Origin of the sequence: Aliidongia sp. (assembly GCF_035943795.1) — a bacterium.
Taxonomy (GTDB): Bacteria; Pseudomonadota; Alphaproteobacteria; order ATCC43930; family CGMCC-115725; genus Aliidongia.
In genome coordinates this window covers 27,957-54,361 of the sequence record NZ_DASZBY010000145.1, presented here as the reverse complement: position 1 = coordinate 54,361, position 26,405 = coordinate 27,957, and the positions used below count along the sequence as shown (strand labels likewise).

The 26,405-nt window shown below is 65.7% G+C and carries 20 protein-coding genes and 1 pseudogene; 12 read left to right on the top strand and 9 right to left on the bottom strand.

Going from position 1 to position 26,405, the window contains the following annotated elements; translation table 11 throughout:
* Window positions 1-88: 88 nt before the first annotated feature.
* Window positions 89-862 carry a class I SAM-dependent methyltransferase gene (locus VGV37_RS28055; protein ID WP_326883119.1) on the bottom strand — a complete coding sequence of 258 codons (774 nt, stop codon included), beginning with the start codon at window positions 860-862 and terminating at the stop codon, window positions 89-91.
* A 109-nt stretch (window positions 863-971) separates the two neighbouring features.
* On the opposite strand from VGV37_RS28055, the pseudogene VGV37_RS28050 reads away from it, so the two are divergent.
* Window positions 972-1,074: pseudogene (locus tag VGV37_RS28050) on the top strand (IS5/IS1182 family transposase); the annotation flags it as partial.
* A 253-nt stretch (window positions 1,075-1,327) separates the two neighbouring features.
* Here the strand turns inward: VGV37_RS28050 and VGV37_RS28045 are convergent.
* Entirely contained in the window at window positions 1,328-1,843 is a 516-nt protein-coding gene (locus tag VGV37_RS28045) for a tetratricopeptide repeat protein (RefSeq protein ID WP_326883118.1), read from the bottom strand.
* Between the two features lie 216 nt (window positions 1,844-2,059).
* Here VGV37_RS28045 and VGV37_RS28040 point away from each other — a divergent pair, with 216 nt between their 5' ends.
* Window positions 2,060-4,945 (top strand): FAD-binding and (Fe-S)-binding domain-containing protein, encoded by a 2,886-nt coding sequence (locus tag VGV37_RS28040; protein WP_326883117.1) that lies wholly within the window; start codon window positions 2,060-2,062, stop codon window positions 4,943-4,945.
* Window positions 4,946-5,076: 131 nt separating this feature from the next.
* Window positions 5,077-8,376, top strand: a complete 3,300-nt coding sequence (locus VGV37_RS28035; protein ID WP_326883116.1) for an ATP-binding protein — start codon at window positions 5,077-5,079, stop codon at window positions 8,374-8,376.
* A gap of 5 nt (window positions 8,377-8,381) precedes the next feature.
* Here the strand turns inward: VGV37_RS28035 and gph are convergent, their stop codons facing one another.
* Complete coding sequence (gph, locus tag VGV37_RS28030; RefSeq protein WP_326883115.1) at window positions 8,382-9,035, bottom strand: phosphoglycolate phosphatase; 654 nt, start codon at window positions 9,033-9,035, stop codon at window positions 8,382-8,384.
* Between the two features lie 110 nt (window positions 9,036-9,145).
* Between gph and glmU the strand changes: the two genes are divergently transcribed.
* From glmU to gabD, 7 genes are all read left to right on the top strand, one after another.
* Window positions 9,146-10,492 carry a bifunctional UDP-N-acetylglucosamine diphosphorylase/glucosamine-1-phosphate N-acetyltransferase GlmU gene (glmU, locus tag VGV37_RS28025; protein ID WP_326883114.1) on the top strand — a complete coding sequence of 449 codons (1,347 nt, stop codon included), beginning with the start codon at window positions 9,146-9,148 and terminating at the stop codon, window positions 10,490-10,492.
* Window positions 10,493-10,574: 82 nt separating this feature from the next.
* Window positions 10,575-12,398 carry a glutamine--fructose-6-phosphate transaminase (isomerizing) gene (gene glmS, locus VGV37_RS28020; protein ID WP_326883113.1) on the top strand — a complete coding sequence of 608 codons (1,824 nt, stop codon included), beginning with the start codon at window positions 10,575-10,577 and terminating at the stop codon, window positions 12,396-12,398.
* Between the two features lie 111 nt (window positions 12,399-12,509).
* Window positions 12,510-12,941, top strand: coding sequence for an OsmC family protein (locus VGV37_RS28015; RefSeq protein WP_326883112.1), 432 nt, complete (start codon window positions 12,510-12,512; stop codon window positions 12,939-12,941).
* Window positions 12,942-13,008: 67 nt separating this feature from the next.
* Entirely contained in the window at window positions 13,009-14,274 is a 1,266-nt protein-coding gene (locus tag VGV37_RS28010) for an arsenic transporter (RefSeq protein WP_326883120.1), read from the top strand.
* A 40-nt stretch (window positions 14,275-14,314) separates the two neighbouring features.
* Window positions 14,315-14,515 carry a hypothetical protein gene (locus VGV37_RS28005; RefSeq protein WP_326883111.1) on the top strand — a complete coding sequence of 67 codons (201 nt, stop codon included), beginning with the start codon at window positions 14,315-14,317 and terminating at the stop codon, window positions 14,513-14,515.
* Window positions 14,516-14,641: 126 nt separating this feature from the next.
* Window positions 14,642-15,760: a 2'-deoxycytidine 5'-triphosphate deaminase gene (locus VGV37_RS28000; RefSeq protein WP_326883110.1), complete on the top strand. Its 1,119-nt coding sequence runs from the start codon at window positions 14,642-14,644 to the stop codon at window positions 15,758-15,760.
* 181 nt (window positions 15,761-15,941) lie between these two features.
* A complete protein-coding gene (gene gabD, locus VGV37_RS27995) occupies window positions 15,942-17,396 on the top strand; it encodes an NADP-dependent succinate-semialdehyde dehydrogenase (RefSeq protein ID WP_326883109.1) in 1,455 nt (484 codons plus the stop codon).
* Here gabD and VGV37_RS27990 read toward each other — a convergent pair.
* The gene (locus VGV37_RS27990; RefSeq protein WP_326883108.1) at window positions 17,365-18,489 is read right to left on the bottom strand and encodes an acyltransferase; all 1,125 of its coding nucleotides are present in this window, start codon (window positions 18,487-18,489) and stop codon (window positions 17,365-17,367) included. The two genes, gabD and VGV37_RS27990, sit on opposite strands and share 32 nt — an antisense overlap.
* A gap of 468 nt (window positions 18,490-18,957) precedes the next feature.
* Window positions 18,958-19,152 carry a DUF1127 domain-containing protein gene (locus tag VGV37_RS27985; protein ID WP_326883107.1) on the bottom strand — a complete coding sequence of 65 codons (195 nt, stop codon included), beginning with the start codon at window positions 19,150-19,152 and terminating at the stop codon, window positions 18,958-18,960.
* A gap of 110 nt (window positions 19,153-19,262) precedes the next feature.
* On the opposite strand from VGV37_RS27985, the gene gcvA reads away from it, so the two are divergent.
* Window positions 19,263-20,165: a transcriptional regulator GcvA gene (gene gcvA, locus VGV37_RS27980; RefSeq protein ID WP_326883106.1), complete on the top strand. Its 903-nt coding sequence runs from the start codon at window positions 19,263-19,265 to the stop codon at window positions 20,163-20,165.
* Window positions 20,166-20,192: 27 nt separating this feature from the next.
* On the opposite strand, the gene VGV37_RS27975 is transcribed toward gcvA, so the two are convergent.
* The 4 genes from VGV37_RS27975 to VGV37_RS27960 form a co-directional block, all read right to left on the bottom strand.
* The gene (locus tag VGV37_RS27975; RefSeq protein ID WP_326883105.1) at window positions 20,193-21,785 is read right to left on the bottom strand and encodes a HAMP domain-containing methyl-accepting chemotaxis protein; all 1,593 of its coding nucleotides are present in this window, start codon (window positions 21,783-21,785) and stop codon (window positions 20,193-20,195) included.
* Window positions 21,786-21,889: 104 nt separating this feature from the next.
* Complete coding sequence (locus VGV37_RS27970; protein WP_326883104.1) at window positions 21,890-22,645, bottom strand: substrate-binding periplasmic protein; 756 nt, start codon at window positions 22,643-22,645, stop codon at window positions 21,890-21,892.
* A gap of 103 nt (window positions 22,646-22,748) precedes the next feature.
* The gene (locus VGV37_RS27965; RefSeq protein ID WP_326883103.1) at window positions 22,749-24,089 is read right to left on the bottom strand and encodes a 2-hydroxycarboxylate transporter family protein; all 1,341 of its coding nucleotides are present in this window, start codon (window positions 24,087-24,089) and stop codon (window positions 22,749-22,751) included.
* 140 nt (window positions 24,090-24,229) lie between these two features.
* Entirely contained in the window at window positions 24,230-25,651 is a 1,422-nt protein-coding gene (locus tag VGV37_RS27960) for a porin (RefSeq protein ID WP_326883102.1), read from the bottom strand.
* A gap of 367 nt (window positions 25,652-26,018) precedes the next feature.
* On the opposite strand from VGV37_RS27960, the gene VGV37_RS27955 reads away from it, so the two are divergent.
* On the top strand, window positions 26,019-26,357 hold the full coding sequence (locus VGV37_RS27955; protein ID WP_326883101.1) for a helix-turn-helix transcriptional regulator: 339 nt from the start codon (window positions 26,019-26,021) through the stop codon (window positions 26,355-26,357).
* Window positions 26,358-26,405 lie beyond the last annotated feature (48 nt).

Genomic DNA, 26,405 nt, shown 5'->3' with positions numbered 1-26,405 from the left:
TGGAACTACACCATCGCTCCGCGAACCCAGCCCTGACGTAGTTATTGTTCAACAAGACCTAAGTCGGCAGTGAACGTTGCCGCGTGCTTTATATGCCCGACGGATCGGGCTTCTGGACCAGCGCGCAGGTGTGAGGAGCGGGGGCGCCACCGACCGTTACGCAAGCCAGGTGTATTTGGCCAAACCCGACTTCTCTGAGATCGGTGACGAGCTTTTGCATTTCGTAAGATACGCCATGCATGTAGGGCTTACCGCCCAAGTGTTGCAGAGAGCGCCGTATCGCTGCCTTGATGGTCGACAACCATGCGAAAGCTTGGTAGCCGGATCTAGCAATTGCGCAAAACCGGTGGTTTACGTCCGGGAAGATGTGCATCGGCAGATGAATCAGCGCACTTCCACCGGGCTTTAGGATTCGCAATATCTCTCTGAATGTCGCGATTTGGGCGGCATTGTTGGGGAAATGCTGGAAAACGTGACAGGAGAAAACAGCGTCGATCGATGAATCGCCGGCCGGAAGAGTGTCGCCGTTCGACAATGTCCATTGGATGTTGGGAGCCTTGATGCGCGTGCGAGCGTACTCAAGCATGTCGGGCGAAACGTCGCTGGCGATCACGACCGCGAAATCCTCGGCGAGCTTCCGGGTAATCCGCCCAGCGCCGCTGCCAATTTCGAGAATGGTTCCGGGCCGATAGCCACTCAACGCGAGCCAGGTGGCTTTGAAGTCATCCCAGTCATCGCCGAGCTTATAAAACTCTTCGTCGGTCCATGGGTTTGCTCCTTGGCGCTCCCGACCGCTCCATGATGCAACGCCCCAGAGCGGGTCGAATTTGCCCCAGGCCTGCCATTCCGAATTCGACTTCATGCCTGTCTCACAAGTTTGGTCGTCTCAGAGGCTGACCCAGAATGGGTTTAGTGATTTCAAACCCTTGTGGTTCGTCCGTGGCTGCGAACGACGATGAAGGCACCAGATGATGTGGCCTAAAATCACTTAATCCGCAGTATCAGCGCGAAGGGCTGCGGTATTCAAGCGACATGACGAAGGCGGAGTGGGGCCTTTTGGAGCCGCTGCTTCCGGGGCCGGCCACGCCGACGAAGGTACCTGGGTTCAGATCAACTATCTTTTGATCCTTTGCCCCAGAAATGCAGACGGCCGGATCATAGACCCGGCCGTCCAAAAGAGCTGAAGGTGCGTGCTCAAAAGATCAAAGGTGCGTGTCGCGCGCTGGCCCGATCGCGTCGAACCATGTAACAGAATGTATCCGAATGTATGGCTTCGTAACAGCGGAAAAAGAGTTGTTCCGCGTGAATTAATTCACGCAACCAGCGATCAGTCCGGTGCTGCCAATTTCTCCGAGCTGATCTGCGGCGTCGCTGCGGCCGGCACCGATTTCGCCGGGGGTGTCTCGAGAGACTTTTTCAATCTCTGATAATTTTCGCGCGCTGCCGGGTCTCCGGCATCCATGCCGCGCTCATAGAACTCGAGCGCCGACTCCGGATCCGGCGGCGTGCCGCGACCGGTCTCCACCATGCGCCCGAGATCGGTCAGGGCCGCGACGTTGCCGCCATCGACGGCGGTGCGGAACAGGCTGGTGGCGAGTTCGTCGTCCCGCTTCAGGCCGCGGCCTTCCGCGTAGAGACGCGCCAGCATCTCCTTCGCATCGACGTCACCGACGGCCGAGGCGTTCGACAACAGATACGCCGCCTTCGTCTCGTCGCGCGGCACGCCGTTGCCGTCGAGATACATTCGGGCGAGCCGGACGTCGAAATGGCCGCTGTCGATATCCGCGGTGTTGGGCGGTGGCGGCGCCGCACAGGCGCCGGTCATGAGCGCCAGCAGCAGCACGCCATGTCGCCACGCATGGATCGATCGGTCAGGCGCACGCATCAGGCGTTTTCCTCGGGATCGTTCGACGGGGCCGGCATGATGGCACAGGCTGGATCCGCGCACAGCCGGTCGTCGCGTCGAGTCTTTGCATGCAATCGCCGGACGCTATTCTTCACCGGCGAACGATGCTAGCGTGCCCGCGATTTTGAATTGCATGCAAAGTGGAGCGACCGGATGGCGGCAAGGGATCGGGTGCGGCCGGGCGATCCCAAGCTCGCGCGGCGTCTGGCCGGCGCGCTCGAGGGCGAGGTCAAGTTCGATCCCTTCACCCGCGGCCGCTACTCCACCGATGCCTCGATCTACCAGATCGAGCCGATCGGCGTGGTCATCCCGCGCACTGCCGCCGACGTGGCGGCAGCCATCGAGATCGCGCGCGAAGAGGGCGTGCCGGTGCTGCCGCGCGGGGCCGGCACCTCGCAATGCGGCCAGACGGTCGGGCGTGCCCTGGTCATCGACACCAGCCGTCATCTCAACCGCGTGCTCGAGACCGATGTCGAGGCCGGCACCGTCACGGTCGAGCCCGGGATCGTGCTCGACCGGCTGAACAAGATCCTGAAGCCGACGGGCTTCAGCTTTCCGATCGATGTATCGCCGGCGAACCGGGCGACGATCGGCGGCATGACCGGCAATAATTCATGCGGCGCCCGGTCGATCCAGTACGGCATTATGGTCCATAATGTGCTGGCGGTGGACGCGATCCTGGCCGACGGCAGCCGGTCCCGGTTCGCCGCGACCGGTGGCAACCTGCCCGGTGCCACCGACCGCTATGCCGACCTGATGCGCGTTCTGGGCGACCTCCACGCCGAAGAGACCGACGAGATCGAAGCGCGCATCCCCAAGGTGCTGCGCAAGGTCGGCGGCTACAACATCGAGACCCTGGGCGAGACGCCGCGCAATCCGGCGAAACTGCTGGTCGGGTCCGAGGGCACGTTGGGTTTCTTCACCAAGATCCAGCTGCGCCTGCATCGCTTGCCGAAGCACCGGGTCCAGGCGATCTGCCATTTCAAGCATTTCTACGAGGCGATGGCGGCGACGCGGCACATCGTGACGCTCAGTCCTTCCGCGGTCGAACTGGTCGACCGGACCATGATCGACCTGGCGCGCCGCATCCCGGCCTTCGCGCCGACCATCGAGCGGGCGGTGCGCGGCGAGCCGGACGCGCTGCTGCTGGTCGAATTCTCCGGCGAGGATCATACGGCCCTGCTGCGCAAGATGGCCGACCTGGACCAGCTGATGGGCGACCTGGGCTATCCGGATGCGATCGTGCCCGCGATCGACGTGGGTTTCCAGGCCAAGCTGGCGGAAGTGCGCTCGGCTGGGCTCAACATCATGATGTCGATGAAGGGCGACGGCAAACCGGTTTCGTTCATCGAGGATTGCGCGGTGCCGCTCGACGATCTGGCCGACTACACGTCGCGCCTCACCGACCTGTTCGGCCGCAACGACGTCGAGGGCACTTGGTACGCCCATGCCTCGGTCGGCTGCCTGCACGTCCGTCCGGTGCTGAACATGAAGGACGGCGGCGACGTCGCCAAGATGCGCCGGATCGCCGAGGAAGCCTTCGCCATCGTGCGCGAATACAAGGGCGCTCATTCCGGCGAGCATGGCGACGGGCTGGTCCGCTCCGAATTCCATGAACAGATGTACGGGCCCCGCATCGTCCGTGCGTTCGAGCGGGTGAAGGACGCCTTCGATCCGGCCGGATTGTTCAACCCCGGCAAGATCGTCCGACCGTCGCGCATGGATGATCGCAGCCTGATGCGCTATGCGCCCGGCTACCAGGCGCTGCCGATCGACACCGCGCTCGACTGGTCGGACTGGGGCGGTTTCCTCGGCGCGGTCGAGATGTGCAACAACAACGGCACCTGCCGGAAGTCCGATCCGGGCGTGATGTGCCCAAGCTTCCGCGCGACCGAGGACGAGCGTGACGTGACGCGCGGCCGGGCGAACAGCCTGCGGCTGGCCTTGTCCGGCCAGCTCGGTCCCGATGCGATGACCTCGGATGCGATGAAGGCGACGATGGATCTATGCGTCGGCTGCAAGGGCTGCAAACGCGAGTGCCCGACCGGGGTCGACATGGCGCGGATGAAGCTCGAATTCCTGCACCATTGGCAGAGGCGGCACGGGCTGACCGCTCGCCAGCGCCTCGTGGCTTACCTGCCGCGCTATGCGCATTATGCCAGGCATTTCGCCTCGATTCTGAATTTGCGGAACCGGCTTCCGGCGGTCGCGGCGCTGGGCGAGCGATTCCTCGGGCTGTCGAGCCGGCGGTCCTTGCCGGCCTGGCGGCGCGATGCGTGGCAACCGTCGGCGCCCGAAGGCGACGGAAACGAAGTCGTGCTGCTTGCCGACACGTTCAACGGCAGCTTCGAGCCGGAGAACCTGCGGGCGGCGCGGCGGGTGCTGTTGGCGGCGGGCTATCGCGTCGTCGAGCCGCCGCGTGTCGGCCGGCCATTGTGTTGCGGTCGGACCTTCCTCGCCGCAGGACTGATCGACGAGGCCCGCATCGAGGCCCGACGCCTGATTGCAGCGCTGGCGCCTTATCTCGCGCGGGGCGCGAAGATCGTCGGGCTGGAACCGTCCTGCCTGCTGACGCTGCGGGACGAGTATACCGCCATGCTGCCCGGGGGGGAGGCGACGGTGCTGGCCGCCGGCGCGATGCTGTTCGAGGAGTTCTTGGCGCTCGAGCAGCGGGCCGGCCGGCTCAATCTGGCGCTGCAGCCGATCGGCGTCGGCGAGGCCTATCTCCATGGCCATTGCCATCAGAAGGCGTTCGGGCTCGTGCCGGACGCCGTGACCGTTCTGGAGCTGGTGCCTGGCCTGGCGGTCAAGACCATCGAGGCGACCTGCTGCGGCATGGCCGGCGCGTTCGGTTATGAAGCCGAGCATTTCGACGTCTCGATGCGGATCGGCGAGCTGTCGGTTCTTCCCGCGGTGCGCGCGGCGCCGCCGGACGCGCTGATCGTCGCCGACGGCACCAGCTGCCGCCATCAGATCGCCGACGGAACCGCCCGACCGGCCCTGCACGTGGCCCGTGTCCTGGAACGGGCCCTGGCCTAGTTCCTGCAGCAGCTCTCGTGAAACGGCCGGCTCCGCCGGTTCGGATCGTCGGTCCGGACCGGATGGCAGACCGGCTTGCGTCAACGTCCTAAGGAGCCGGAATGGGCAGGCACTGGTCGATCGGAACCCGGATGATCGGGTTGGTCGCGGCCATCATGTTGCCCTTCGTCGCAATCGTCGGCTACGAGCAATATCTGGCGTCCCAACGCGAAATCGCCGCAGCCGGCGACGAGGCCCTGGGCTTCGCCCGGCTGATCGCCGCCGGCGTTCAGCGCGACGTGATCGAGACGCGCCAGATGCTGCTGGGGGCGGTGACGCGTCCCGCCGTCCAGGCCCTTGATCCCGAACATTGCGATTCCGTGATCGCGACCATCCCGCGGCTGCAGCCCAGCTACATCTCGATTATGCTGATCGGCCTGGACGGCAATCTGATCTGCAATTCGACGCCGGTGCTGCCCGGCACGTCGCCGCGTAATTTCGCCGACCAGGCGTGGTTTCACCGTGTGCTCGACGATCGCAAGTTCTTCCTGAGCTCGCCGCTGCTCGACGGGCCCTCGGGCGAATGGACCGTGGTGGCCGCGATGCCGGTCATGTCCGATCAGGGCGGCTTGGGCGGCGTGCTGGCGGCCTCCATCCACCTTTGGCACTACCAGCCATCCCAATTCGACGGCGTCTTGCCGCCCGATGCGATCGTGACGATCCTCGACGGCACGGGGACCGTGGTGGCCCGCAACAGCAATCCCGCGGAATGGATCGGACGCCGGCTCGACGGGCCGATGCTGCTGCGTGCGGCAGACCGCGGCGCGCAGGGCTGGATCGACCTGCCGGGACCGGACGGCCGTCCGGTCATCGCCAGCGTCGTGCCGGTCTTCGGAGCGGACTGGTTCACCGTCGTATCCGTGCCGCGCGAGGCCGTGCTGGGACGGGTGTGGCAACGGCTGCGCTGGGATGCGGGCCTGGTCGGCAGCCTCGCACTGCTCGCCGTCGTCGTCGCCTTCATCAGCGGCCGCCGCATCGTGCGGCCGTTGCGCCAGTTGATCGCCGCCGCCGAGGCCGCGACGACCGGGCGGCTCGATACCCGGCTGCCGGAGCGCGGCCCTACGGAAATCGTCGATCTCGTCCACCGGTTCAACGGCTTGCTCGACGCGCGCGAGCGTACCGAAAGCGACCTGCGGGCGGGCGAAGCGCAGATGCGCGCCTTCATCGAGGCGTCGCCGCTGCCGATGCTCGTCGGCAGCTGGCCGGAGCGGCGCGTCCAATACGCCAATCCCCGTTTCGTCGAACTCTACGGTTATACCGTCGCGGACTTCGCTCGGGAGGACGATCTCTGGGCGCCGATCCTGGGCGGCGATGCGGAGCAGGCCGCGATGGCCGCGCGGTACGGCAACTATTTCGCGCAGGTCGAGGCGGGGCGGCCGGGCGAGCCGCCGATCTGCCGCCTGACCTGTGCCGACGGCAGCCAGCGCGTGACCGAGCCTTATGTCGCCATCTCCGGCTCGAAATACCTGGTCGTGCTGAACGACATGACCGACGTGACGCAGGTCGAGCTGGAACTGCGGGAAAGCCGCGACCTGCTGGCCAGGCAGGCCGGCGATCTGCGGGCGCTCGCCGGCGTGAGTGAGACGGAACGTCAGCGCGCCGAGCATGCGGCCCAGGCCAAGACCGAATTCCTGGCCCATATGAGCCATGAGATCCGCACGCCGATGAACGCGGTGCTGGGCCTGACGCATCTCGTGCTCCAGTCCAAATTGACCGCCCACCAGCACGAATACCTGGTCATGATCGAGCGTGCCGGCCGGTCGCTGCTGCGCATCATCGACGACATCCTCGATTTCTCCAAGATCGAGGCCGGCAAGCTGCGGCTGGAGGAAGTCCCGTTCGATCTTGCCGACACGGTGCGCCATCTGCGCGACCTGTTCGCTGAGCGCGCGGCCGACAAGGGACTGACCCTGAAGTTCGAGCTGGATCCACAACTGCCGCATCGCCTGGTCGGCGATCCCCTGCGCCTGGGCCAGGTTCTCACCAACCTCATCGGCAACGCGATCAAATTCACCGAGTCCGGTGGTATCACCGTCACGGTCGCACGCCTGTCGGAAGGCAGCCCGGTCGATCTCGAATTCTCGGTCCGCGACACCGGCATCGGCCTGACCGGGGAACAGGCCGGCAAGCTGTTCCAGGCGTTCTCCCAGGCGGATAGTTCGACCAGCCGCAAGTTCGGCGGCACCGGGCTGGGCCTCAGCATCTCGAAACATCTGGTGGAATCCATGGGCGGCACCGTCGGCGTCGAGAGCGTGCCCGGCGACGGCAGCCGCTTTTTCTTCACCGCGCAATTCCGCTCGCAGAGCGTCCTCAACGATCAGCCGCCGCCGCCGACCGTTGCCACCGTCGACGTCCGGCTGGAAGGCGCGCGCGTCCTGGTGGTCGACGACAACGAGGTCAATCGCGTCATCGCACTGGAACTGCTCGAGGCGGCGGGTGCCTCGGTCGAGACCGCACGCGGTGGTCGGGAAGCGGTCGAGCGGCTCGCGTCGGGCGTGACATTCGATGCGGTCCTGATGGATATACAGATGCCTGGAATGGACGGATATCAGGCGACCGAGGCGATCCGTGCGCAGCTTGGCCTCGGCGATCTCCCGATCATCGCCTTGACCGCCCATGCGCTCGAGGAAGAGCGTCGGCAATGTCTAGAGGCGGGGATGAACGATCACATTCCGAAGCCGGTCGACCCGGATAATCTGATTGCACGGCTGCGTCATTGGATCGATCAGCCGCGCACGGCTCCAAAGCCGGCTCCGCAGGAGACGGCACCAACCGAGATCATGCTCATGGAAGATCAGCCCGGCATCGATGTTCCCGCCGCCCTCGCCCGCCTGGGCGGCAATCGCAAGCTGCTGGCCCGGTTGCTGGCGGAGTTCGGCAAGTCGCAGGCCGATGCCGTGGCGGCGATCCGATCGGCGCTCGGCCACGGTGCCGTGGAAGAGGCCCTGCGCCATGCCCATACGCTGAAGGGCGTGGCCGGCAATCTGTCCGCGGTGCGCCTGGCCGCGGCGGCGGCGGCGGTCGAAACGGGAATCCGGGGCGGCGACGCCGCTGCCCTCGACCCGGCACTCGCCATGCTGGATGACGCCATGGCGGAGGTGGTCGGCGGATTGGGCTCGGCGGCCGAAGTGGCGGCCCCGGCCGTCCCAACCCCGACCGCGGCGGCTCCGGCGGGAGAACTGCCGCGGCTGATGGCCGAACTGGACGCGCTGCTGGGACGCAATTCGCTTGCCGCCCGTCGGGAACTCGGCCCGCTGAAGGCCGCGCTCTGCGATCAGGGGGCCGATATCGGACCATTGGCGAGCGCCATCGACCGACTGTCCTTCACCGAGGCGCGGCGCGCGTTGCGGGTACTCGCCATATCGCTCGCCATCGAACTGCCGGCGACCTGACGGCGTCAGCCCAGCAGCGGGACCAGATCCGCGAAACGGTCGAGCCGGTCGCGGGCCGGAATCGTCTCGACCGGCCCATGATGATAGCCGTAGGTCATCAGGATGAAATCGACGCCGGCGGCCTCGGCCGTGGCGGCGTCGACCTCGCTGTCGCCGATCATGACCGCGTCGGCCGGGGCGATGCCCAGCGTCGCCAGCGTGTCGGTCAGGACGCGCGGATCGGGTTTGCGGAACGGCAGGCTGTCGCCGCCGATCAAGTGGCCGAAATGCCGGGCCAGGCCGAGGTCGGCCAGGATATGCCGGGCCGAATCCACATGCTTGTTGGTGCAGACCGCCAGCACGCGCCCGGCGGCGGCCAGCCGGTCTAGGGTTTCCGCCACGTCCGGATAGATCGTCGTCAAGGTCGTCGGATCGGCGTCATAGGCCGCGTCGAAGCGCGCCATCGCGTCCGCATGCTCGACCGGATCGCCGGGGCTGGCGGCCAGCGCCCGCTTGACCAGGGTCGGCACGCCGTTGCCGATCATGCCGACCACCTGGGGCAGGGTCAGCGGCGCCCGGCCGACCGCCGTCAGCATTTCGTTGATGGCGTGGTGCAGGTCGCCGGCGCTGTCGATCAGCGTGCCGTCGAGGTCGAACAGGAGCAATTGCTTCGCCGTCATGTCGATTCACAAATTTTGTTTCGGAAACAGTAAGGAGTACATGACACATTCTGCCCCGTCTGGCGGCGCAAAGTCGCGCTCGAAGAGGGGAAGGCTTCATGGAAGGTGCGATGTCTCGGAACCGGCTGGCGATCGTGATCCTGGCGGCCGGCAAAGGGACGCGAATGAAATCGGCCCTGCCGAAGGTGATGCACGAGATCGCCGGCAAGCCGATGCTCCGCCATGTCATCGACACATGCGGGCGGCTCGATCCCGATCGGATGGTCGTGGTGGCGGGACCGGACATGCCCGGCGTCGAGAAGGCCGCGGCACCGCACGCGCTCGCCCATCAGATGGAACAGCGCGGCACCGGCCACGCGGTCGGCTGTGCGCAGGATGCCTTGGGCGGCCGCCGTTTCGACGCGGTGCTGGTGGTCTATGGCGACACGCCGCTGATCACGGCCGAGACCCTGAGCCGCATGGTGGCCGAGCGCCAGCGCACCGATGCCGCGGTCGTCGTGCTGGGTATGCGCGTGGCGCCGCCGAACGCCTATGGCCGGCTGGTGCTCGATGCCGGCGGCGACCTCGATGCCATCGTCGAGGCGGCCGAAGCTTCGCCTGAGATCCTGGCGCTCGACCTGTGCAATTCCGGCGTCATGGTGATCGACGGCGCCGTCCTGTTCGACCTGGTCGGCCGGGTCGAGGACGGCAACAGCAAGGGTGAATTCTACCTGACCGACATCGTCGGCATCGCGCGGGGCGACGGGCGGCGTGCCCGCGTCGTCGAGGCGCCGGTCGACGAGCTGGTCGGCGTCAATTCCCGGGCCGACCTGGCCGCCGCCGAGGCGATCCTGCAGCAGCGCCTGCGCGCGGCGGCGATGGCCGACGGCGCAACCCTGGTCGATCCGGCAAGCGTGTTCCTGGCGGCCGATACCGTCTTCGGCCGCGACGTGGTCATCGGGCCGCATGTCGTGTTCGGTCCCGGCGTCACGGTCGGCGACCGGGTGCAGATCAAGTCTTTCAGCCATATCGAGGGTGCCAGGATCGGCGCCGGCGCGGTCATCGGCCCGTTCGCCCGGTTGCGCCCGGGCACGGAGCTGGCCGAGGACGTCCATATCGGCAATTTCGTCGAGCTCAAGAACGCCCAGCTCGGCCGGGGCGCCAAGGCCAACCATCTCACGTACCTGGGCGACGCCACGGTCGGCAGCGGCACCAACATCGGCGCCGGCACGATCACCGTGAATTACGACGGGTTCGGCAAGTATCGCACCGAGATCGGCGCGCGTGCCTTCATCGGTTCCCACAGCTCGCTCGTCGCCCCGATCACGATCGGTGACGGCGCCATGACTGCCGCCGGCAGCGTGGTGACGCAGAACGTCGAGGCCGATGCGATCGCCATCGGCCGCGCCCGCCAGATCGACAAACCGGGCCGTGCCGCGGCGTTTCGCGCAGCCCAGAGCGTCAAACACAAAAAATAAACCCATTGCCGTCACGCTGGCCCCTTGGCGCCGCTCGCAGCGCGGGGCAGGGCGGACGGAGCATTTTCGAAAGGATCAGGACATGTGCGGCATCATCGGCACGATCGGTCGGGGCGAAGCGGCCCCCTTGGTGCTCGAAGGCCTGCGTCGGCTCGAATATCGCGGATATGATTCGGCGGGCATCGCCACCCTGGTCGGCGGCCGGATCGTGCGGCGCCGGGCCGAGGGCAAGCTGCAGCAACTGGCCGACCTGCTGGCGGCGGATCCGATCGCCGGCACCACCGGCATCGGCCATACCCGCTGGGCGACCCACGGCGCGCCGGTCGAGCGCAACGCGCACCCGATCGCGACCGACCGCGTCGCCGTCGTCCATAACGGCATCATCGAGAATTTCGCCGACCTGCGCAGAGAACTGATGGCGGACGGCTATAGCTTCACTAGCGACACCGACACCGAGGCGGTCGCGATCCTGCTGACCCGCGAGATGGAGAGCGGCGCCACGCCGGAGCAGGCGGTCGCCAAGACCCTGCGCCGGCTGCACGGCGCCTTCGCGCTCGCCATCATCTTCGCCGGCCATTCCGAACTGCTGATCTGCGCGCGCCGGGGCTCGCCGGTCGCGGTCGGCTATGGCGACGGCGAGATGTATGTGGGATCCGACGCGCTGGCGCTGGCACCGCTGACCCAGCGCATCTGCTATCTCGACGAGGGCGACTGGGCGGTGCTGTCGCCGACCGGTGCCCGGGTGTTCGATGCCGAGGATCGTCCGGTCGAGCGCGCGATCAAGCTGACCGCCTTGTCGGGTGCGATGATCGGCAAGGGCAACCATCGCCATTTCATGCACAAGGAGATCTGCGAGCAGCCGGCGGTGATCGGCGACACGCTGTCGGCCTTCGTCAACCCGACGACGCGGTCGATCGTGCTGGAGGATCTGCCGTTCGACCTGGCCACGATCTCGCGGGTGACGATCGTCGCCTGCGGCACCTCGTTCCATTCGGCGCTGGTTGCCAAATACTGGTTCGAGAAGCTGGCGCGCATGCCGGTCGAGGTCGATATCGCGAGCGAATTCCGCTATCGCGCCGCGGACATGCCGGCCGGCGGGCTGGCGCTGTTCATCTCCCAATCGGGCGAGACGGCCGATACGCTGGCGGCGCTGCGCTATGCCAAGAGCCAGGGTCAGCATATCGCGGTGCTGGTCAACCAGCCTGAAAGCTCCATGGCCCGCGAGGCCGACGTGATGCTGCAGACCCTGTGCGGGCCCGAGATCGGCGTCGCCTCGACCAAGGCATTCACCGCCCAGCTGGCCGTGCTCGCCTGCTTCGCGATCGCGACCGCGCGCGCGCGCGGCAAGATCGACGCGGCGCGCGAGGCCGAACTGGCGACGGCCTTGAGCGAAGTGCCGTCGCGCATCGCCGAGGTGCTGGCCGACGAGGAGGCGATCGAGACGCTCGGCAAGTCGCTGATCGATGCGCGCGACGTGCTGTACCTGGGGCGCGGCACCGCTTATCCGCTGGCGCTGGAAGGCGCGCTCAAGCTCAAGGAATTGAGCTACATCCATGCGGAGGGCTATGCCGCCGGCGAGATGAAGCACGGTCCGATCGCGCTGATCGACGAACAGATGCCGATCATCGTCGTGGCGCCCCACGACGAGCTGTTCGAGAAGACGGCATCGAACGTCCAGGAGGTGCTGGCGCGCGGCGGCAAGGTCATCATGATGTCCGACGCCAACGGCATCGCGTCCTTCCCGGGCCGCACGCTCGCGACCATCCGCCTGCCCGAATGCGACCCGTTCGTCGCGCCGATCCTCTATGCGATCCCGCTCCAGCTGCTGGCCTATTACACGGCGGTCCACAAGGGCACCGACGTCGACCAGCCGCGCAACCTCGCCAAGAGCGTCACGGTCGAGTAGGGCAGGGATCTCTTCTCGATCGACGACGCGGGCTTCGCGCCGGGCCGAACTTGACGCATAGTCGTCGGGCCGACCCGTCGTTTTCCCGCAATGGCTTCGAGGAGAGTTCACATGAAGATCGACCGCAAGGGTTCGGCCGTCTGGCAGGGCGGACTGAAGGACGGCAAGGGTGCAATCACGACCGAGAGCGGCGCGCTGTCGGCCCATCCTTACGGCTTCGCGAGCCGGTTCGAGGGCGTGAAGGGCACCAATCCGGAAGAGCTGATCGCGGCGGCCCATGCCGGCTGCTTCACCATGGCGTTGTCGCTGATCCTGGGCGAAGCCAAGCTGACCGCCGAAAAGATGGAGACGAGCGCGAAGGTGACGCTCGAGCAGGTCGAGGGCGGCTTCGCGATCACGGCGGTGCATCTGACGTTGACAGCCAGGATCCCCGGCACCGATCAGGCGACGTTCGAGAAGCTGACCGGCATGGCCAAGGCCGGCTGTCCGGTGTCCAAGCTGTTGAAGGCCGACATCACCCTGGATGCGACGCTGGAAGCCTGAGAATGACCGCCCTGTGTCGCTTCGGCGGCATGGGGCGCGGCTTCGACCGATGACGGGAGCCTGACGCATCGTTCCGCCCGCCATTTCCGCCGAGATCATCTGGATCGTCTCGGCGCTCGCCGTCGCCGGCGTAATCCTGCGGCCCTGGCGCTGGCCCGAGGCGATCTGGGCCGTCGCCGGGGCGGCAGCACTGGTCCTGCCCGGTCTGCTGCCCTGGACGGATGCGCTGCGGGCGGTCGGCCAGGGCACCGACGTCTACCTGTTCCTGATCGGCATGATGCTGCTGGCCGACCTGGCCCGGCAGGAAGGGCTGTTCGACTGGCTGGCCGCACTCGCGACCCGGCAGGCGTGCGGTTCGGCCGGCCGCCTGTTCGCGCTGGTCTATCTGGTCGGCATCCTGGTCACGACGTTCCTGTCGAACGACGCCACCGCCGTGGTGCTGACCCCTGCGGTCTATGCTGCGGCGCGGGCGGCCAAGGCGGAGCCGTTGCCCTACCTTCTGGTCTGCGCCTTCATCGCGAATGCGGCAAGCTTCGTGCTACCGATCTCGAACCCGGCCAACCTGGTGATCTTCGGCAGCCATATGCCGCCCTTGCGGCACTGGCTCGCCCAGTTCGCGCTGCCCTCGGTCCTGGCCATCGCCGCGACCTATGCCGCCCTGCGCTGGACCCAGCGCGCAGCCTTGCGCAATGCTATCGCGACTGAGGTGGCACTGCCGCGCCTGCCGCCGGGCGGCGGGCTGGCCGCCGCCGGCATCGTCGCGACGGCGTTCGTGCTGCTGGTCGCCTCGGCGCTCGACCGGCCGCTCGGCCTGCCGACGTTCCTGGCCGGCGGCCTGACCGTGGCGACGGTACTGCTCCATCGGCGGGCGGCGCCTTGGGCTCTGCTGCGCGGCATCTCCTGGAGCGTCCTACCCCTGGTCGCCGGCCTGTTCGTCCTGGTCGCCGCGGTCGGGCAGACCGGTGTGCTGCGCGCGGTCGCCGACGCACTACAGAGTGCCGCTGACCGCTCGGCCACGGATGGCGCCTGGATCGCCGGGCTCGTTTCGGCGTTCGCCTGCAATCTCATGAACAACCTGCCGGTCGGGCTGATCGCCGGCTCCTTCGCCGACGGCGGCGCTTTGCCGGCACCGGTGACCGGCGCGCTGCTGATCGGCATCGATCTCGGCCCCAACCTGTCGGTGACAGGCTCGCTCGCGACCATCCTGTGGCTCGTGGCCCTCCGGCGCGAAGGTGCTCATGTCGGCACCTGGCAGTTCCTGCGTCTCGGCCTGATCGTCATGCCGCCGGCGCTGGTCCTGGCGCTGGCCGGACTGCTGTTGGCGGCGCCGTGAACGGCGGCTAAACTCGTCCCGCGATTCAGAGGAAGCATCCATGGCTCAGCCGACGGCGGCAACGATCGATATCCGCGAGGTCGGTCCGCAGAAGTTCGAACTGGCGGTGACTTTCGACGGGCAGCGCTTCGAGTGCGGCAACTATCTGAACCGGGGCGCCGCCCAGCAGGCCGGCAAGCTGTTCGTCGCCCGCAAGGAGGGCGAGCAGGCCGGCCGCAAGAAGTCGCCGCGCCGGAAGTGACCGGGCCTCGACCCACGGTCCCGCGGCCTTCCATGGCTTCGCGTGATCGCCTCGGCTTGTATCGCGCCGGCTTTGATGCTTCCTTGGTCGTCTGCAACCAGACCAGACGACAGCGAGCGGCCAGGGATGAGCGACGGCGACCAGATGACATTCGACACCGGGATCCTGCCGTCGCAGACCTTGCGGGCGCTCATCGCCGAGGGCGTGATTTCGGCGTCGCAACCGATCCCCGACGATCAGGTCCAGCCGGCGAGCGTCGACCTGCGTCTGGGGACCGTCGCCTACCGGGTGCGTGCCAGTTTCCTGCCGGGCCGGCACGCGACCGTGAAGCAGCGGCTCGACACGGTCGAGATGCATGCGATCGACCTGACCGAGGGCGCGGTGTTGGAGCGCCACTGCGTCTATATCGTTCCGTTGCTCGAGTCCGTGGCGCTGACGCCGGGCCTGACCGCGCTCGCCAATCCCAAGAGCTCGACCGGGCGGCTCGACCTGTTCGCCCGCCTGATCACCGACCATGGCACCGAGTTCGACCGGGTCGAGGCCGGCTATACCGGACCGCTGTATGCCGAGATCAGCCCGCGCGCCTTCAGCGTGCGCGTCCATACCGGCACGAAGCTGCTGCAGCTGCGCCTGCGCCGGGGCGCGCCCAGCCATAACGACACTTCGCTGCGCGCGCTGCACCAGGCGGTAAGCCTGAACGATGCAGGACCCGGGCAGGAAAACATCAAGGGCGGCATCGCCTTCACGGTCGATATCCAGGGTGATCCGGAGACCGGCCTCGTCGGCTATCGGGCGCGCAGCCATACCGGCCTGATCGATCTGGATCGCATCGGCCACTACGAACCACTCGATTTCTGGGAACCGGTCTATCGCCGAGGCGGGACCGGCATCATCCTCGATCCGAACGATTTCTACATCCTGGCTTCGAAGGAATCGGTCGTGGTGCCGGCCGACCATGCTGCCGAGATGCTGGCCTACGACAGCCTGGTCGGCGAATTCCGTGTGCACTACGCCGGGTTCTTCGATCCGGGCTTCGGCCTGGGCGAGACCGGCGGCGCCGGCAGCCGGGCGGTGCTGGAAGTGCGCGCCCACGAAGTGCCATTCCTGATCGAGGATGGCCAGGTCGTCGGCCGCCTGGTCTACGAGCGGCTGACCCAGCGGCCCGACAAGCTCTATGGTCAAGGCATCGGGTCGAACTACCAAAGCCAGGGCCTGCGCCTCGGCAAGCAATTCAAGCGCGCCTGAATGCCGGCGGCGTCTCAGGCAAAGGGCCGGGGGCAGCGCGTGCAAAGCCGGGGAAATCCGGTTTAAACTCTGCCGGCATCGGAGATTTCCGGCGAAACTGATCAGGCGATCCGCAAAGAATACCAGTCCCGGACACGAGATCGGGACCGGGCGCGGATCGCTGCTTCCTTGGAGGAATGTCATGCAGTTGACAGATACGAAGCTGTTCCGCCAGCAGGGCTATATCGACGGCGCCTGGTCGGCCGCCGACAGCGGCAAGTCCATCGCGGTCACCGATCCGGCGACCGGCAAGCAACTGGGCACAGTGCCGAACATGGGCGCCGACGAGACGCGCCGGGCGATCGAGGCGGCGAACGTGGCGCTGCCCGGCTGGCGGGCAAAGACCGCCAAGGAGCGGGCGAATATCCTGCGCAAGTGGTTCGAACTGATGATGGCGAACCAAGAGGATCTCGCGCGTCTGATGACGGCCGAACAGGGCAAGCCCTTGGCCGAATCCCGGGGCGAGATCGTCTATGCCGCCTCGTTCATCGAATGGTTCGCCGAAGAGGGCAAGCGCATCTACGGCGATACCATTCCGGCTCATGCGGCCGACAAGCGCATCATCGTGCTGAAGGAGCCGATCGGCGTCTGTGCCGCGATCACGCCGTGGAATTTCCCCGCCGCCATGATCACCCGGAAGGCGGGCCCGGCGCTCGCTGCCGGTTGCACCATGGTGCTGAAGCCTGCGACTGCCACGCCCTATTCGGCGCTGGCCTTGGCCGAACTGGCCGAACGTGCCGGTATTCCCAAGGGTGTGTTCAGCGTCGTCACTGGCAGCGCGTCCGCCATCGGCGGCGAGATGACGTCGAACGACATCGTGCGCAAGATCACCTTCACCGGCTCGACCGAGATCGGCATCGTGCTGCTGAAGCAGGCGGCAGAGAGCGTGAAGAAATGCTCGATGGAGCTGGGCGGCAACGCGCCGTTCATCGTGTTCGATGACGCGGACCTCGACGCGGCCGTGAAGGGCGCCATCGCCTCCAAGTACCGCAATGCCGGCCAGACCTGCGTCTGCGCCAACCGGATCCTGGTCCAGGACAAGGTCTATGATGCGTTCGCCGGCAAGCTCGCCGACGCGGTCGCGGCGTTGAAGGTCGGCAACGGCTTCGATCAGGGCACGGTGATCGGCCCGCTGATCGATGGCAAGGCGGTCGAGAAGGTCGAGCAGCACATCGCCGACGCGGTGGCCAAGGGCGCCAAGATCACGCTCGGCGGCAAGCGCCACAGCCTGGGCGGCAGCTTCTTCGAGCCGACGATCATCACCGGCGTCACGTCGGACATGGCGGTCGCCCGCGAGGAGACCTTCGGACCGTTGGCACCGCTGTTCCGCTTCAAGACCGACGCGGAAGCGATCGAGCTCGCCAACGATACCGAGTTCGGTCTCGCCGCCTATTTCTACAGCCGCGACATCGGCCGGATCTTCCGGGTCGCCGAGGCGCTGGAATACGGCATCGTCGGCATCAACGAGGGCATCATCTCGACCGAGGTGGCCCCGTTCGGCGGCGTGAAGCAATCCGGTCTCGGCCGCGAAGGCTCGAAATACGGGATCGAGGACTATCTCGAGGTCAAGTACCTGTGCCTGGGCGGAATTTCATAAGGGAAAACCGGAAACGCCGCCCGAATGGCATGGCGGCCGTTCGGGCGGCGGTCGATCCTGCGATGAGTCGTCTGATCAAGCCGCGCCACGCCGCCAGCTTGCGCTCCGTCACCATGCCGATGGCGATGATCGCCAAGCCTAGGAACAGGAATATTATCGCGGGGGAGCGCAGCCCGAAGGCGCCCCACAGCAGCGCGAACAGCGGCATGTGGTAGAGATAGATCGAGAAGGTGAAGGAGGAGGCGAGCTTCAACGGGGCTTTCGCCCGCTGCACCGCCGGCGATCCGCGCAGGTTGGCGACCGCGACAAAATGGGCGGAGACGATCAGGCCGAGCAGCGTATCGCCGATGAACTGGTTGGCGCCATGCAGCGTCGCCATGAAACCAGGCCAGGTGACGAATGCCAGATCCCGGAGCTTGACCGAACAATCGAACCAGAAAAATAGCAGGCCGGCGGCAAGCGTTACGCCGAAGAGCGCCCGCGCCCCAGCCCCCGACAAGCGAAACCGGGCGTGGTAGATCGCGGCGCCGAACAGCCAGACCGGCATCAGCAGCAGAATTTTCGGCCCAGCCATCGCGGCGCAGGCGAGCAGGGCAAGGACGCGAACGCGCCCGTGGAGGTAGGCCCACAGACCGAACAGGGCATAGTACCAGACCTCGAAACTCAGCGACCAATAGGGCGAGTTGAACGGCGGCGTCAGGTCGAGGTTCCAGGACTGGGCCATGAAGACAGCGCTCAGGCCGAGCGCCTGCCACAGTGTGCCGACGTCGGTGATGGGCGTTGCCGCGTGCATCGTCACGCCGGCCGGGACGAACAGGGCAGCGATCGCGGACAGCACCAGGGCCGGGATCGCTACCGACCAGATCCGGGCGAGGCGGTGTTCGACATAGACGGCAGCCGGCCGGTCGGGCCGATCCGTCGCGTGGGCGACCACGAGGCCTGAAAGAACGAAGAACACGACGACGGCGTCATGCCCGGGCCAGGGCAGCAGATGAGCCGGAAACACCACGGCCCACACATGGCTGAGCGCGACCGACAGGGCCGCGCAGAGGCGAACCAGGTCGAGATAGACCGACAGCGGCTCCGTCAGCATCGTTGCCGATCGGCGCGGTGTGGGACTGGTCATCGGCGGGGACCGATCGGCGGTGACGATTGACGCCGGCTAGGACGGCAAACAGCTCGCGACGGAGCGGAAATCATCGAAGTTTGCGTCCGCGGATACGGCCACGCAGACCGATGCCTGCGCAAAGATTTTCAGATGAACGAACTTGCGCATTTCGGACCCCCATCCTCTATTGATGGGAGCAGGGCAGGCAATAATCATGCCCCTGAGAGAAAGCTTGAGAAAATCGGCACTGGAGCGGCGCGCCGGATGTCGAAGTGTAAAATAGTCGGACAGGCAGACTCGGCGGCAAATCTTGGTCGCGCCACGAAGCCTTTCGGCTTCGCTTACCCCTGCATCGGAAACCTTCGCCAAGCTGGCGCGGCGATATTGCTCCCGCCTTGGGCGGGAGCAATCGATGGCGCGGGACCAGCGATGCCGGCCGGGCGACTGATCCGGTCAGACAGCCCAGAACGGCTTTGCAGCTTCGTGCATCGCGTCGGCCGGATCGATGCCGATGTCCTTGAGCGCTTCGACGCTCAGCGACGCCAGCGCGCGGCGCTGGGCGACGCGGTCGGCCCACAGGGCGACGGTCGCGATGATCGAGGAGCGGGCGGGAGAGGCGATGGCGATACGGCCGGCGGTGGCGAACATTTCAGGTCTCGGTCTCGTCTGTTTCGGCGTGGTTGCCGTTGAGTGGTAACCTGATCCCGCATCCCCTTGCCGACAAACGCAGCTTTCTCTAGGGTTCATGAGATAAATTCATGGGGTGCCTCATGGACCGTCGCCTGCCGCCTCTGAATGGTCTGCGCGCCTTCGAATCCGCCGCCCGCTTATTGAGTTTTACCAGGGCTGCTGCGGAGTTGAGCGTGACGCAGAGCGCCGTCAGCCATCAGATCCGCGGCCTGGAAGATCGGCTGGGCGTGCTCCTCTTCAAACGCATGCCTCATGCGCTGGTACTGAGCGAGACCGGCGAAGCGCTGTTGCCGATCGTGACCGACGCGTTCGACCGGCTGGCGGACGGCATCGCCGAGGTCGTCGAGCACGAGGTCAAGGGCGTGCTGACGGTCAATGTCTCGCCCTCCTTCGCGGTCAAATGGCTGGCACCTCGCCTCGGCCGGTTCCGGGAGCGGTTTCCGGGCATCGAGTTGCATCTGTTGACCAGCAACTATTACACCGATTTCGCGCGCGAGGGCGTCGACGCGGCGATCCGGCACGGGGTCGGGCCTTGGCCCGGCCTCAAGGCCGACCGGTTCCTCGAGGACGAGGTCTATCCGGTGTGCAGCCCGCGGCTGCTCGACGGCCCGACGGGGATCCGACGGCCGGAGGATCTGCAGCATCATGTATTGTTCGACCTGATCAATCGGCCCTATTGGCCGCGCTGGCTCAAGGCGGCCGGTCTGCCGGACCTGAAGCCGCGCGATCTGATCCTGTTCGACGACATCGGCGTCGGGCTCGAGGCGGCGGCAACCGGCATGGGCGTCGCCATGGGCCGTTCGACCATCCTTGGCGACGACCTGATGCAGGGCCGGCTGGTCCGGCCATTCACGCTCGACATGCCGGGCCGGCACGGTTTCCACCTCGTCTGCCCGGAAGCCATCGCCAACCGGCCGAAGATCGCCCGACTCAGGGCCTGGCTCATCGCCGAAGGGGCAGGCGGGGCGTAAGTCCCCTACGCGCACTCAGTTGCCGCTTCAGCGCGCTTCCCGGACGGTTGCGACGAAGGTCTGGACCTGATGGTCGAGAGACCGGAATTGCTCGCTGAGCGTGAGGCTGGCCGTGAGCAGCTCGCGCGCTGCCACGCTCGCCTCGGAGATATTCTCGTCGACCGTCGAGATGTTTTCGGCGACGATCTGCGTGCCGGACGCGGCCAACGAGATACTCGACGAAATCTCTCGCGTCGCTGCATTCTGTTCTTCGATCGCCCCGGCGATGCCGGTTGCGATCTCGCGTGAACGACCAGCGACCTCGGCGATCGTTCGGATTTCGCCTACGGCCCGTGCGGTCGCCGATTGGATCGCCTGGATATTCTCCGAAATCTCATCGGTTGCGCGTGCCGTCTGCGTGGCGAGCGATTTCACTTCCGACGCTACGACGGCGAATCCCTTGCCAGCTTCTCCGGCGCGCGCCGCCTCGATCGTCGCATTCAAGGCCAGCAGATTGGTCTGGCTCGCGATGTCGTGGATCAGGCTGATGATGCTGCCGATCTTCTGCGCCTGGGTCGACAACTCGGCGATCGTGCCCGACGTCTTCTCGGCCGCGTTCGACGTGTCGCCGGCGATCGTGGCGCTGTCGTTGACCCGGCTCGATATCTCGGCGATCGAAGCGGAGAGCTCCTCGGCCGCCGCCGCCACGGTCTGGACGTTATCCGACGTGCTGTTGGTAGCGCGCATCACCGTGTGGGCGCTGTGCTCGGCCGCCGTCATCTTACCGGCCATGGCTTCTGCCCGCTTGCTCATCTGGGAACAAGCCTCGGTCACGCTGACCAGCACGGCCGACACCGTGGATTCGAACTGGCCTGCCATGCGATCGAGCAGTTCGACCCGATCGCGCTCGGACCGTTCCTTCAGGCCTTCTTGTTCAATGTTCAACCGCTCGACCTCGACGGCATTGCGTTTGAACACTTCGACCGCGTGGGCCATGCGGCCGACTTCGTCGATCCGGTCGAGGGCGGGAATCGCGATGCCGAGTTCACCCGACGAGAGCTTGGCCATGACCTCGGTCAAGGCCACGATCGGATGGATAGAGCGCTTGAGGATCCAGAGCAGCAACCCGCAAACCACGATGAGCGCGCTGATGCCGACCAGCGCCAGAACCCAGGTCGCCCGCTTGATCGCGGCATCGGCCCGCGCGGTCGACATGCGCAGTTCGAGCGCGCCAACCACCTTCTGCCGGCCCTGATCGATCCGGACGACCGGTACCTTCTCCACGATCAGTGAACCCGTCTTGGCCTGTTTGGCCCCATCGCTGGCGAGTGCGGCCCCATGGTCGTCGGTCAACTCGCTGCCGACGTAGTCCGGGTCGGCAGCCAGCGCCGCCAGCGACGCCTTTGCCAGTTGCGCGTCCAGATTCCAGATAGCATCGGCCGTGCCGCGGCCGGCAATGTCGGCGATCAGTTTGGCCTTGGCGGTAAGTGTGTCGCGCGCCGTCTCGTCGTCCTTGACAGCGACGCCGACTACCGTGCCCGCGACCAGGACCACGAGCAACGCGCCAATCGGCAGGAGGACACGGAACATCAGGCTGCGACGAACGAACCCGAAAGCCGCCTGGGAACTACCTTGCGTCACGATGTGTCCTCCGACGTGATTGGCGCTCGTCTTTCGTCAGGCGAACATGCCGGAACAGGCGGGTTGTCGATGGCGGGTGCGCGCGAGTGTGCGATGGACTCCGCTCATTCGACATGCTCCGGATCCAGGCCGTATTTGGCGTAGATTTCCTTTACGCGGCCATTGGCCGCCATCGCTTTCAGCGCGGCATCAATGGCCGCCGCCTTTGGGGCGAGCGGCCCTGACTTGGCGATCGCGTAATAGTTTCCTTGCTCGATGTCGACCTTCCAATCCGCCCAGGCGTATCCACCCCAGCCCATTGCCTTGGCCGCATTCTCGAAAGGGATCTGATCGACGACGATGGCCGCGTCCTGGTGTCCGGCGCGAAGGGGCAGCAGCAGGTTCTGGTCGTCGACCGCTTCCTCCCTGTGCAGAGATTTGTCTTTGTCGAACTGGTCGAAGTAGGCGGTTCCACGCTTCACGCCGATCGAGAGGGCTGCCAGGTCCGCATAGGACTTGATGCGATGCTCGTCGCCCTGGCGGACGGCGAACCTGATTTGCCGCTTCTGCACCGCGATCGGCCCCAGGAACAGGCTGAAGGCCTCACGATCCGGTGTCCGATTGTAGCGCGGGACGAGGACGGGATCGCCGTCCTGCAGCTGTTTCAACGATCGGGCGAAAGGTACGTCCGCCCAACTGATGGTCATGCCAGCCGTGTGGAGCGCCTCTTCGATGACGTCCTTGATCGGCCCTGAGAACTTACCGTTCTCAACGGTCATTTCCGGCGGGCGTGGCCTGAAATGTCCCTGAAAATCCTCGGCCTTTGCCCTCGTGGCGAAGACCGAGGCGATGGCGACCACAGTCAGGATCACGCGGCGCATGACGAACCTCCTCCATTGTTCTTCCTGGCTTGTGCCGATGCCAGGCGTTGGCCCCGGACGACATCTGAATTCAACCGAGCCTGCTGCTTTGGTAGCCTACCGCCTAAGACTGCAACCAGACCAGAGTGATCAACGTCAACGTTACGGTAATGGCGCCGCCGATCCGGGTCGCGATCTGTGCGAACGGCATCAGCTGCATGCGGTTCGCCGCCGTCAGGATCGCCACGTCGCCGGTCCCGCCTTGGCCGCTGTGGCAGGCGTTCACGATGGCGACGTCGATCGGGTACATTTTCAGCAGTCGGCCGACCAGAAAGCCGGTTGCCATCAGCACGGCCACGGTCGCGACGATCGTGACGATGTAGGGGATCGTGAAGGACGCGACCAGCTTGTCCCATGGCGTCATGGCGACGCCGATCGCGAACAGCAGCGGATAGGTCACCGCCGTCGAGAAGAACTTGTAGACGATGAAGGCGCCGTTCTGCAGCGACGGCGAGACGGCGCGCGACAGCTTGAGCGCGACCGCGATGAACAGCATGGTGACGGGCGCCGGGAAATCGAACAGGCGTTGCGACATGACGCCGATCAGATAGAGCGTCACGGCGGTGATGCCGGCGGCGGCGATCGTGGTCACGTCCGGGATCTCACCCAGCTTCTCTTCGCCAGGCTCGATTTCCGGATCGCCATCCGGTTGCAACCGGCCTTCGCCAGTCAGATGGGGATAGCGCTTGCCCAGATGGTTCAGCGCACCCGAGAACAGGATGGCGGTCAGGCTGCCGAGCATGACCGGCGGCAGGACCTGGGCGAACAGGTCGCCCTGGGCCTGATGCAGGATGCCGGCATAGCCGATCGAAAGCGGTATGGCGCCCTCGCCGACGCCGCCGGCCATGATCGGGACGACGACGAAGAAAAAGCTCTGGTAGGCCCCGAGCCCGACCGCCATGCCGACGAGCGTGCCGACGATGGCGGCCGCGAGCGAGCCCAATGCCAGCGGAATGAAGATCTTGAGGAAGCCGGCAATGAGGACGCGACGGTCCATGCCCAGAATGCTGCCGACGATGATCGAGGCGATGAACAGATAGAGGAAGTTGCTGAACTTCGTGAACTCGGTCACCGAGCCCAGGATCGAGGCGGGCAGGTAGTGATGAAAGGCCAGGAACGAGGGAATGAAGGTGGCGAAGATCGCCGCCGCCCCGACGTTGCGGAAGATCGGCAGCCGCTTGCCCAACTCGGCACAGGTGAAGCCGCCCATGGCGAGCAGCACCGTCGCCATCAGGATGTCGGACGGGACCTTGCCGGTGAGGGCGAAGCCGGCGATCAGGGCGAACAGAATGACGAAGATCGGCAAGGGAATGATACCGATCTTATAGTCGACGATTTTCCACCAGCCCTGGGGCCAGAAGCCTTCGGCCGGCTTGGCGACGGACGGAATCGTGGCGTCGGTCATGGTGATTTTCTCCGGACAGGGGACGCCGGCAACACGGCGATACGGGAGGAGCGACGATCGAACGGCAGGATCCGCACCGGTCTCGGGAAGACCGGTGGGCCCTGTCGTTTGATTTAGGATCGTTGGTCAGGTGCTACCGGTCAGAATTTGAACCGGAAGCCGGTCGCGACCTCGAGTTCGTCGCTATGCGCATCGCCATGGCCGATTCCGCCGACGTTGCCCTGGGCATCGCCGACCGACCAGCCACCGTCGACCTTCAGATAGTCCGAGGCCAGATAGAACTCGGTCTGCTTGTCGGCATGGAAGATCAGCGAGCCGAAGACAGTGCCCCTGCCGCCGTTGGCGACCGTGGCGCGGGTCACGCAAGAGGCGCCCTGCAGGAACGGCAACAGCGTGTTGCCGCCGCAGTTGCCGGCATGGGTGCCGTCCATCCGCACGTAGCCGAGATCCGTCTCGAACTTCGGTGCCGGCCAATAGCTGCCCGAGAGGGTCCAGGCATTGTCCGTGCGCGTGCCGGCACTGTTGTTGACGCCCTGTTCGGCGGTGTAGTGGATGTAACCGGCGTTCAGGCGGAACGGCCCGACGACATAGTTGCCGCCGATCAATTCGGCTTGATTGATCAGATTTTGGTTGTTGGCCCGGTCGTAATTGACGTTGACGCTCAGGGCGCCGGGACCGATCGCGAGATTGTTGTAGGCAATTGAGGCCGCCTGGTTGCTGCCGAGCGCGAACTGTCCGGGCGTCCCGCCGCCGCCGGCGTTGAACTGGCCCGGACCGCCGCTGCCGCTGCCGCCGACGCCGCTCGAGCCGAAGCCATAATCCAGACCGACGACCCAGTGATCGCCGAACTTCTTCTTCCACACCACCGCGCTGTTGTTGCGCGTGCCGGTCGAACTCGCCGAATAGAAGATCAGCTGCTTGAAGTTGTTGACGTTGCTGTAACCGCCCTCGTTCAGGGTCACGCCTGAAGTACCGTAGCTGTCGCCCCAGGTCTGGGTGAAATCGCGGGTCAACGTGTTCTGACGCCCGAACGTCAGCTTGCCCAGATCGTCAGATTCGAAACCGACCCAGGCGTCGCGGTTGAAGATGACGCCGGGTGTGTCAGCGTTGCCGGTCGGCGATTCGAATTCCGTTTCCAACTTGGAAATGACCTTCAATCCCGACAGCCCGATCGAGTCGCCGAAGCCCAGCGCATGGTCGGCATCGAAGCCCAGGCGGTTGCCGCTGAACCAGGCGGTCTGGAACCCGATCGCGGAATTGCCCTTGGCGTTCTGGTTGGTCGCGTCGCTCAGCGTGGCTTCGATCAGGCCGTAGAGGCGCACGCTGGTATTGCTGTCATCATACAGCATGACCGGGTTGTTCAGAATGCCCAGGACGTTGCCGTTCTGATCCTTCTGCAGGGCGGCCGGAACGGCCCGCGTCGTTTGGGCCGCCTGGGCGGCTTGAGCGGCCTGCGCAGCCTGGGCCGTCTGAGCGGCTTGCGCCGCCTGGGATGCGGTGGTCGCCTGCTGCGCCTCCAATTGATCTAGGCGTGCCCGCAGCGCCGCGATTTCCGCCTTCATGTCATCGGATGTAGCAGCAAAGGCCGGCGTGCCGATGAGAATCAGCGCCGTTGTCCCTAGTAAAAATGATGAAAACTTCGCCTTAGACATCTACGTCCCCCGCATTTTCTTGATGATCGACGCCTCTGGCGGCCGGAACGTAATCCGATTTAGCCGAAGCAATTCAAATTCTGGCACGAATTCAAAAGATCATCTGACCATCGCAGGGGGGACAGGCTGTCCCCATTGATGAGGAGTGAGGCAGCCCGATTGATACTGGTTGAAAGCTACTTGAAAGCTTGGGGTGCTACTTTGAGATACGGTCCGTCAGATCCGGAAAGGGCGCTCGGATACAAGGGGGATTGATCGGGTGGGGGGAAGCGTCGAGATGTACGAACAACTGCAGAATTCGATTGCGAAGGAGGTGCTGCGGCTCGCGATCCAGATCGCGCCCAGCCTGTCCTCGCCGGGATGGCCCATCCCTGCGGGCCTGCCCCGATCGAAAGCCGAGGCTCTGCAATATTATCGACACCGCCTGATCGTGTTGGATTGCGGTCTGACGGCCCGCGAGCTCGACGTTTGCGTCCGCTCGCTCCTCGGCATGACGGCCGAAGGAACGGCGCTGGAACTCGACATCAAGAAGAGCAGCGTGATTACATACCGCAAGCGGGCCTATGGCAGGCTCGGGATCTCGTCGCAATCGGAGCTGTTCCGCCTGTTGGCCTGAATTCCCCATGGCGTCGATCGAGACGCGTGGATCTCCGATCATCGACCT

Bases quoted from the DNA above. Each gene is read 5' to 3' on its own strand.
- VGV37_RS27960 (WP_326883102.1), bottom strand. From the start codon at position 25,651: ATGAAGGCGGAAATCGCGGCGCTGCGGGCACGCCTAGATCAATTGGAG.
- gcvA (WP_326883106.1), top strand. From the start codon at position 19,263: ATGGGGTGCCTCATGGACCGTCGCCTGCCGCCTCTGAATGGTCTGCGC.
- VGV37_RS27970 (WP_326883104.1), bottom strand. From the start codon at position 22,645: ATGCGCCGCGTGATCCTGACTGTGGTCGCCATCGCCTCGGTCTTCGCC.
- VGV37_RS28015 (WP_326883112.1), top strand. From the start codon at position 12,510: ATGAAGATCGACCGCAAGGGTTCGGCCGTCTGGCAGGGCGGACTGAAG.
- gabD (WP_326883109.1), top strand. From the start codon at position 15,942: ATGCAGTTGACAGATACGAAGCTGTTCCGCCAGCAGGGCTATATCGAC.
- VGV37_RS28035 (WP_326883116.1), top strand. From the start codon at position 5,077: ATGATCGGGTTGGTCGCGGCCATCATGTTGCCCTTCGTCGCAATCGTC.
- VGV37_RS28000 (WP_326883110.1), top strand. From the start codon at position 14,642: ATGAGCGACGGCGACCAGATGACATTCGACACCGGGATCCTGCCGTCG.
- VGV37_RS28040 (WP_326883117.1), top strand. From the start codon at position 2,060: ATGGCGGCAAGGGATCGGGTGCGGCCGGGCGATCCCAAGCTCGCGCGG.
- VGV37_RS28005 (WP_326883111.1), top strand. From the start codon at position 14,315: ATGGCTCAGCCGACGGCGGCAACGATCGATATCCGCGAGGTCGGTCCG.
- glmS (WP_326883113.1), top strand. From the start codon at position 10,575: ATGTGCGGCATCATCGGCACGATCGGTCGGGGCGAAGCGGCCCCCTTG.
- glmU (WP_326883114.1), top strand. From the start codon at position 9,146: ATGTCTCGGAACCGGCTGGCGATCGTGATCCTGGCGGCCGGCAAAGGG.
- VGV37_RS27955 (WP_326883101.1), top strand. From the start codon at position 26,019: ATGTACGAACAACTGCAGAATTCGATTGCGAAGGAGGTGCTGCGGCTC.
- VGV37_RS27985 (WP_326883107.1), bottom strand. From the start codon at position 19,152: ATGTTCGCCACCGCCGGCCGTATCGCCATCGCCTCTCCCGCCCGCTCC.
- VGV37_RS27990 (WP_326883108.1), bottom strand. From the start codon at position 18,489: ATGCTGACGGAGCCGCTGTCGGTCTATCTCGACCTGGTTCGCCTCTGC.
- VGV37_RS28055 (WP_326883119.1), bottom strand. From the start codon at position 862: ATGAAGTCGAATTCGGAATGGCAGGCCTGGGGCAAATTCGACCCGCTC.
- VGV37_RS27965 (WP_326883103.1), bottom strand. From the start codon at position 24,089: ATGACCGACGCCACGATTCCGTCCGTCGCCAAGCCGGCCGAAGGCTTC.
- gph (WP_326883115.1), bottom strand. From the start codon at position 9,035: ATGACGGCGAAGCAATTGCTCCTGTTCGACCTCGACGGCACGCTGATC.